Genomic DNA, 7,809 nt, shown 5'->3' with positions numbered 1-7,809 from the left:
GTATTACAACCGGCATCGGTATTACGATCCGATGGTGGGGAGTTATGTGAATCAGGATCCGATTGGGTTGGCAGGTGGGGTTAATAAAAGTATATACGCGACGAGTCCCATAATATTTACTGATCCTTTGGGATTGGCTCCTGTGAAAACTTGTGCAGAAAGAATTTTGCAAGCAGCAAAAAAACTAAACAATCAAGCAAGATATTCAAGTAAATCTAGCTATGGTTTTGGAGAGGATAAAAATAAATGCAACCTCTTTGTTCATGAAGTGCTCGAGGATGCAAGTGTTAAGTCACCTTCTCGTTACAAGTATGGGATTATACCAAGAGGCCCAATAAGTGCAGGAGATTGGGCTGATGAGAAAAATATCATACCAAATTTTGAAATAGTTAATTCACCAAAACCTGGGGATATTGTTGCAGTAGCATACCCTTACCCAGATGCGAGTGGGCACGTCGCAGTTGTCACGGAAAATAATACTACTATTGGTGCAGGATCAGAAAATGGGTCTCATTCAACCGGCTGGCCTTGGAATGGTGGTGCTCCTAAGGGAAATCCTGTCTACAGAAGATGCAAAGATTAATTAATGTGATTGAAAAATTTATCTATCTAACAATCGCGCTGTTTGTCATGCATATGGCGTCTTTGTTGATTTTCTTATTAATTCCGACGAAGATGGAGTTATCTGCCATCGAAGGTATGCGCATATCTAAAATATTTGAGAAATTAGGCGATCCACAGTATTCTCTTGAAGTTAAAGGTATTTTTGCCTGGCAAATAAATCATAAGATAATAAGGAAGAATATAGAGATTAGAACTAGTGGGCTTGAGGTTGACTTGAATGCCTTCCCTAGATCAATAAAGATTGCAAATACATTGGGTGATCACACCCAGTATTTCAAGATTTCAAAATTTTCAAGATTCGATGAGGTAAATGGAGGTTTCGTAAGAAAAACAATCATAACGGTATGGCCATACGGTGATTTCCTAATAAATAAAGAGATTATTGAAGCCAAAGATCAGAAGCCATCTTGATTTCTCAGTTGTCCAGATTCTTCGAATCAATGATTTGAAAAAGGTAGGATTCCAATCCATGCAGATCACTTGGCCATGTTGGACATTCACGACGGGCAGACCACAGAAATGCTGGCGGGCATGCCGCGTGATTTGTAGCAAGACGCTGCCCAACATCTGCGGCACACCAGTGGACCACGGCCTGCCGCCCAGTGCCCAGGCCCTGCTGGGCGAACAGGCCGACGGCACCACTTACCTGCTCGGCGGCATGCAGGCCCAACTCCAGGAACAAGAGAGAGAACAGCGCGCCCACATCGCTATCGACCTCTACCACTGCGACCATCTTGGCACGCCAATGGCTCTGACGGACCAGACCGGCCAAGTGGCTTGGGCCGCAAAGCTGCACCCCTGGGGCAATGTGCTGAAGAAATGCAACCCGCAAAGGCAGCACCATGACAGGGAAACGGGGGCGTATTACAACCGGGATCGGCATTGTGATTTGATGGTGCGTATTTATGTGAATCAGGATTCTATATGCCAGTGGAGAATATTCAAATAACCGGTTGTGTAAAAGTGGTGCCGGGAAAATTGTTCAGCCAAATGTGGTAGGAGCAACTCAGCTGGTCGCTATGAACTCTTTTCATGCAGCTGTTGCAAATCAAAATAATTTAACTTTTGATGAGAATAAAATATATGAATGTAAAAATTTCAAAGAAAAAATATCGGGTCGTATTGATAATGGGGAAAATTTTGGGAGTGATTATCTTCTTTGCTGGCGCTGGACTATCTATTGTTGAAGACAATAGATGGTTCTTTCTGGCTGGGGCTCTTCTGTTATGGATACTAAATTATCCAATACTCAGGGGGCTGTTGACGGAGGAAGTAGATTTGTGAGGCGTTAAAGAATGAAGGTTCCACAGGGATTTCTAGAATTTCATTGTGGGTATTTTTCGAAGTAGGCGCTTATTTTGTGGTTATTGAGTATATAAGCCAGTAGAATATTTTCTTGAATTCGGCCTAATATGATAATGAAATGGCGAAGGAATATTGTGAGCATGGCGATTTCAAGCCTGAAATGCAATATCTGGACATCAGGTAATTGGCGCAGGTTAATCTATAGGATGTGATTTTTGCCGCCAGAAGACCGCCTCAGCCTTGCATCGCTCCTAAAAAAAACGCTTGAATACGCATCCCATCCTCGCTGCCAAAGCACAGCACAGGCCTCATCGTGAATTGAATTCATAGATGGTGTTCCAGCAGACCGTCTAGTCCCGCGCAGCCCTTGAATCCATGATCCCGCCATCAACAGACATCGGATTCCTTGCATGCGGCAACCCTTTCCATCGCTTTCCACGGCCTCGGGCGCTGTCCTTCTGGCGCTTTTGATTTCCACGCCTGCCATGGCGGATTCGACGGTGTCGGCGGGTTCGGCTGAAGCCTCCAACTGGGCTGCCACGTGGCAGGCCAGCCCGCAGCCGGTCTGGGGGGCGGACTTCCTCTTTCCCACCAACCTGCCTGCCGTTCTGCGGGACCAGACCGTGCGCCAGGTGGCGCGCATCAGCCTGGGCGGGCCGCGCCTGCGCATCGTGCTGTCCAACGCCTATGGCGGCCAGCCTGTGACGGTGGGCAGGGCGACCGTGGCAAAGCCGTTGCCGGCGGGCGCCATTGACGCTGGCAGCCTGCAGGCCGTGACCTTTGGCGGCAGCGCGCAAGCCACCATTGCCGCAGGCGCATCCCTGGTCAGCGACCCTGTGGCCTTGCCGCTGGCCTCGCTGTCGCAGGTGGCCGTGAGCCTGTACCTGCCCGGCGCCATGCCTGTGCAGAGTTTTCACTGGGATGGGCGCCAGACCGGCTGGATCGTGGCGGGCGATCAGTCCGCTGCTGCGGCGCTGCGGACTTCGGACCCTGGCGCAATCAGGAGCACGGCCCGCCCGCTGTTGGCGGGCATAGAGGCCGAGGCAGAAGCTGCGGCGCCCGTGGTAGCGGTGATGGGCGACTCCATCACCGACGGTGCCACGGCCAGCCTGGACAGGGACAGCCGTTGGCCGGATTTCCTGGCCGCGCGCCTTGCGCCGCACGGCGCGGCGGTGGTCAATGCCGGCATTTCGGGCGCGCGCCTGCTGTCGGATGGCATGGGCGAGCATGCGCTGGCGCGGCTGGAGCGTGATGTGTTGGCCCAGCCCGGTGTGCGCAGCCTCATCGTGCTGCTGGGCATCAACGATATTTCCTGGCCCGGCACGGCCTTTGCGCGGCAGGCGCCGCGTCCCACGCTGCAGGACATGGCAGAGGGCTATCGCCAGCTGGTTGCTAGGGCGCGCAGCCACGGCCTGCGCGTGATCGGCGCCACCTTGCCACCCTTCGAGGGCGCCTTGCCAGGCACGCCGCTGGAGGACTACTACCAGGACGACAAGGACGACCTGCGACGGCAGGTGAATGCATGGATACGGTTGAGCGGTGCCTTCGATGCCGTCATCGACTTCGATGCCGTGCTGCGCGATGGCGCCCATCCCTCCCGCATGGCGGCGCGCTTCGACTCGGGCGACCGGCTGCATCCTGGCGACGAAGGCAACCGTGCCATGGCCAATGCGGTAGACCTGAACGCCATACTGCCCGGCCTGCCGCAGCGCTAGTGCGTCGCGGCGGCGGGGGCTGGCTTCCATATAAAATGCAAATGGTTCTCATTTGTCATACGTCCCCGGCGTGCCTGCGCCCTGGGGCACAGGGAGGGGTACTGTGGCCGCCGCCGAGTTTGCGCTTCAGCAACAAGTCGAAATTCTCTACACCGATCACCACGGCTGGCTGCGCGGCCTGCTGCGCCGCAAGCTGGGCAATGCCTTTGATGCGGCCGATCTGGCGCACGACGTCTACCTGCAACTGCTGCGCACCGGCCGTGTTCCGCCGGCCGACGAGCACCGCCGCCATCTCACCCAGATTGCCAACGGCCTGGTGATCGACCTGTACCGGCGTCGCCGCGTGGAGGCGGCCTATCTTGAAGCGCTGGCCCTGCTGCCCGAGCAGATGGCGCCCTCCGAAGAAACACGTGCCCTGGCGCTGGAGGCGCTGGTGGAGATCGACGCCGCACTGAACGGCCTGCCGCCCAAGGCGCGCAAGGCCTTGCTGCTGTGCAAGCTCGACGGCATGGCCTACCGCGACATCGCGGCCGAGCTGGGCGTGTCAGTGTCTTCGGTGGAGAAATACATCGCCGCCGGCCTGCTGGCCTGCTACCAGGCGCTGCACGGCCCGGTGTGCTGAACGGTTCGCCCGCATGTCCTCATCGCCCGTATCTTCCGACGCATCCGGCCAACTGCTGGAGCCGGCCATTGTCCAGCGTGCCGCCGAATGGATGGCCCGGCTGTGGGCCGATGACGCCAGCGACGAAGACCGTGCCGCCTGCGCCCGCTGGCGTGCCGAGCATCCGCGGCACGAGCTGGCCTGGAGCCGGCTGCAGGCCTTTGACGACAAGCTGCGCAGCGTGCCCGGCGGCATTGCGCGGCATACGCTGGCGGACACCTCCTCTGCGTCGCCGGCGCCACGCCGTGGCCGCCGCCGTGCCATGCAGGTGTTGGGCTTCATGGCCATGGCCATGGCCGGTGGCTTGGCCCATGTGGTGCGCGGCACCGATGCCTGGCAAATCGCCGCTGCCAGCCATGGCACGGCGCGTGGCGAGGTCCGCGAGATCACGCTGCCGGATGGCACGCAGGTGGTGCTGGCCTCGGCCTCGGCCATCGACCTGCGCTTTGACGGGGCCGAACGCCTGATCCTGCTGCGCGCCGGAGAAATCCTCGTGACCACCGCGCCTGATCCGCAAAGCACACCGCGCCCGCTGCGCGTGCGCTCGCGCCACGGCACGGTGCAGGCCCTGGGCACGCGCTTCACGCTGCGCCAGGAAGATGAGCAGTCCCGCGTGGCCGTGTTCGAGGGCGCGGTGGAAGTGCGTCCCGCCCGGGCGCCGGGCCAAGTGGTGCGCGTGGAGGCAGGGCAGGGCGCCGTCTTCTCCGGCGATCTGGCCCAGCCTCCAGTGGCCGCGCAGGAAAGCGCCGCCGCCTGGGCGCGCGGCGTGCTGGTGGCCGACAACATGCCGCTGGGCGAGCTGGTGGCCGAGTTGGCGCGCTACCGCACGGGCCTGCTGCGCTGCGACCCGCAGGTGGCCGGCCTGCGCGTCACGGGCGTGTTCTCGTTGCGCGACACCGACCGCGCCCTGCACAACCTGGCCCTGGGCCTGCCCGTGCAGGTGGTCTCGCGCACGCGCTACTGGGTCACGGTGCAGGCGGCGGGCTGAGGCTTCTTTCATCGCGGCGCCTTCCCCGTTTCTCGGAACCCGTTACCGGCTGATTCAACTTTCTGCCCCTGGGGATTGAGGGTTTGGCGTTCTCGTTCGGAAGACAGGCAAGAGCCCTTGTTTTCTGTTCTTTTCTGTTCCGCCATGCCTTCCAGGAGAACCCATGCACTCACCCGAGGCCGATGACGCCCAGGCCGGCCCCGGCCCCATTGCGCAGACGCTGCAGCCCATCCGCGCGCAGCTTGTTCTTGCCGCGCTGCTGTCGTTTGCGGGCGCCGTGCTGGCGCTGGCGCCGCTGGCCGGCATCGCCCATATCGCGCGGCTGGCGCTGGCCGATGGCGGCATGGTGGCGGCTGATGCCTGGCGAGTCATCGTGCTGTGCCTGGTCTGCCTGTTCGCGGGCATGGCCCTGGTGTCGGCGGGCGAGCTGATTGCCCATCTGGCCGACAACCGCCTCACCCACGGGCTGCGCCTGTCGGCCATGCAGCGGCTGGCGCGTGTGCCGCTGGGCTGGTTCACCGAGCGGGCCTCGGGCCAGGTCAAGCAGGCCATGCAGGACGACGTGGCCACCCTGCACGAGCTGACCGCGCACTTCTACACCACGGTGGGGCGCGGCGCGGGCACGGTGGCCGCTTCTGCGGTCTACCTGGTGGCCATGGACTGGCGCATGGCCCTGGTCTCGGCCCTGCCGTTCGGCATCTTCTTTCTGGTGATGCGCCACGCCATGCAGGCCAGCAGTGCCCACATGCCGGCCTTTGGCGCGGGGCTGGCGCGCATCAACAACGCGGTGGTGGAGTTTGTGCACGGTATTCCCGTGGTCAAGGCCTTTGGTGCCAGCGGGCGCGCCCATGGCAGCTACCGCGAGGCCGTCGATGGCTTTACCGACGCCTTCCTCGGCTTTGCGCGTCCGCTGGTGTCGGCGCGCGCCAATGCCAATGCGCTGATCGCGCCCGTGGCCGTGCTGGGGGTGGTGCTGGCCTTTGGCACGCTGTTCACGGCCCTGGGCTGGATGGCGCCCGTGGACGTGCTGCCCTTTGCCCTGGTGGCGCCGGGCATCAGCGCGCCGCTGCAGCTGCTCAGCTTCAACCTGCATGCGCTCAACCACGCCACGGGCGCTGCCCAGCGCGTGCAGGCGCTGCTGCGCACGCCCGTGCTGGAGCAACCGGCCGCCGATCAATGCAGGCCGCCCCAAGGCTGCGAAGTCCGCTTCGAAGGCGTGGGCCATGCCTACGAGGCGGGGCATGACGTGCTCAAGGGCATGGATTTCACGCTCAGGCCCGGCACGGTGACCGCCGTAGTGGGGGGCTCGGGCGCGGGCAAGTCCACGCTCGCCCGGCTGCTGCTGCGCTTCTTCGACCCGAACGAAGGGCGCATCACGCTGGGCGGGGTGGACCTGCGGCAGATCGAGACCGCACAGCTGTACCGCCACCTGGCCTTTGTGCTGCAGGACGTGCGCCTGGTGCATGCCAGCGTGCGCGAGAACATCGCACTGGGCCGGCCCTCGGCCAGCGCGCAGGAGGTGGAAGAGGCGGCGCGCGCCGCCCACATCCATGAACGCATCCTGGCGCTGCCGCGCGGCTATGACTCCGTGATCGGCGAAGACGCCCAGTTGTCCGGCGGCGAGCAGCAGCGCCTGAGCATTGCGCGCGCCGTGCTGCTGGATGCGCCCGTGCTGGTGCTGGACGAGCCCACGGCCGCTGCCGATGCCGAGAGCGAGGCTGCCATCCAGGAAGCCCTGTCGCGCCTGGCCGCCGGACGCACCCTGCTGGTCATCGCCCACCGGCTGGACACCGTCATGCATGCGGACCAGATCCTGGTGGTGGAAGGCGGAGTCATCCGCGAGCGCGGCAGCCATGCCGAGCTGCTGGCGCTGGGCGGACGCTACGCACGGCTGTGGGCGCTGGGCGGGTACGAGTCACAGCCCTCCCAATCCCTGCCTTCCACCCCCGCCCTGGCCCCGGAGCTGCCGTCATGCTGAAGACCCTGATGCAACTGCTGGGCGACGATGCCCGGCTTTTCCGCCGCTATGCCTGCATGGCCGTGCTGCATGGCCTGCTCAGCGGCCTGGTCGTCACCGCTCTTGTGCCCGTGCTGTCGCGCCTGCTGGCAGGCGATACGCGCGGCGCCTCGGCCTGGCTGGCCGTGCTGCTGGCGGGCGTGGTGTTGTGCTGGGCCTGGCAGCGCCAGGTGGAAAAGGCCGGCCTGGGCCTGGGCGCCGCCGTGCTGCGCGTGGCGCGCCACCGGCTTGGCGACCATGTGGCCCGCCTGCCCGTGGGATGGTTCACGCCCGAGAACACGGCCCGGCTCAACCACGTTGTCTCGCAGGGAATGATGGAAGTGGCCCAGCTGCCGGCCCATGTGTTCACGCCCGTGTTCAGCGGCGCCGTGGCGCCCGTTGCCGTGGTGGCCGCGCTGTGTGCCATGGACTGGCGCATGGGCCTGATTGCACTGCTGGCGCTGCCGCTGCTGGCCGGCGTGCTGCTGGTCACCGCACACCTGGGCCGCCGTGCCGACGA

9 protein-coding genes are annotated in these 7,809 nt (G+C 62.1%); all 9 read left to right on the top strand.

Going from position 1 to position 7,809, the window contains the following annotated elements:
* A partial coding sequence (locus L995_RS32425; protein ID WP_231574532.1) for an RHS repeat-associated core domain-containing protein occupies positions 1-583 on the top strand: 583 nt, incomplete at its 5' end.
* Positions 584-588: 5 nt separating this feature from the next.
* The gene (locus L995_RS33480; protein ID WP_156136137.1) at positions 589-1,035 is read left to right on the top strand and encodes a hypothetical protein; all 447 of its coding nucleotides are present in this window, start codon (positions 589-591) and stop codon (positions 1,033-1,035) included.
* Positions 1,036-1,093: 58 nt separating this feature from the next.
* Positions 1,094-1,573 carry an RHS domain-containing protein gene (locus L995_RS25860; protein ID WP_442855565.1) on the top strand — a complete coding sequence of 160 codons (480 nt, stop codon included), beginning with the start codon at positions 1,094-1,096 and terminating at the stop codon, positions 1,571-1,573.
* Positions 1,574-1,643: 70 nt separating this feature from the next.
* Positions 1,644-1,811: a hypothetical protein gene (locus tag L995_RS33475; protein WP_156136136.1), complete on the top strand. Its 168-nt coding sequence runs from the start codon at positions 1,644-1,646 to the stop codon at positions 1,809-1,811.
* 528 nt (positions 1,812-2,339) lie between these two features.
* Complete coding sequence (locus tag L995_RS25855) at positions 2,340-3,644, top strand: SGNH/GDSL hydrolase family protein (RefSeq protein ID WP_047474163.1); 1,305 nt, start codon at positions 2,340-2,342, stop codon at positions 3,642-3,644.
* A 103-nt stretch (positions 3,645-3,747) separates the two neighbouring features.
* Positions 3,748-4,266 (top strand): sigma-70 family RNA polymerase sigma factor, encoded by a 519-nt coding sequence (locus L995_RS25850; protein ID WP_013803359.1) that lies wholly within the window; start codon positions 3,748-3,750, stop codon positions 4,264-4,266.
* A 13-nt stretch (positions 4,267-4,279) separates the two neighbouring features.
* Positions 4,280-5,293 (top strand): FecR domain-containing protein, encoded by a 1,014-nt coding sequence (locus L995_RS25845; RefSeq protein ID WP_047474161.1) that lies wholly within the window; start codon positions 4,280-4,282, stop codon positions 5,291-5,293.
* Positions 5,294-5,456: 163 nt separating this feature from the next.
* Positions 5,457-7,271, top strand: coding sequence for an ABC transporter ATP-binding protein (locus L995_RS25840; RefSeq protein ID WP_047474159.1), 1,815 nt, complete (start codon positions 5,457-5,459; stop codon positions 7,269-7,271).
* The coding region (locus L995_RS25835) for an ABC transporter transmembrane domain-containing protein (protein WP_047474157.1) at positions 7,265-7,809 on the top strand (545 nt) is incomplete at its 3' end. The genes L995_RS25840 and L995_RS25835, both read left to right, overlap by 7 nt.

The organism is Delftia sp. ZNC0008, from assembly GCF_000799035.1.
GTDB classification, from domain to species: Bacteria; Pseudomonadota; Gammaproteobacteria; order Burkholderiales; family Burkholderiaceae_C; genus Comamonas; species Comamonas tsuruhatensis.
Note: the sequence above shows the minus strand (reverse complement) of the source record. Positions and strands in the feature narration are given on the sequence as shown.

What these genes read in the sequence shown, in the direction of transcription:
- L995_RS33475 (WP_156136136.1), top strand. Translation starts at nt 1,644, where the DNA reads ATGAACTCTTTTCATGCAGCTGTTGCAAATCAAAATAATTTAACTTTT.
- L995_RS25855 (WP_047474163.1), top strand. Translation starts at nt 2,340, where the DNA reads ATGCGGCAACCCTTTCCATCGCTTTCCACGGCCTCGGGCGCTGTCCTT.
- L995_RS25845 (WP_047474161.1), top strand. Translation starts at nt 4,280, where the DNA reads ATGTCCTCATCGCCCGTATCTTCCGACGCATCCGGCCAACTGCTGGAG.
- L995_RS25860 (WP_442855565.1), top strand. Translation starts at nt 1,094, where the DNA reads ATGCAGATCACTTGGCCATGTTGGACATTCACGACGGGCAGACCACAG.
- L995_RS25840 (WP_047474159.1), top strand. Translation starts at nt 5,457, where the DNA reads ATGCACTCACCCGAGGCCGATGACGCCCAGGCCGGCCCCGGCCCCATT.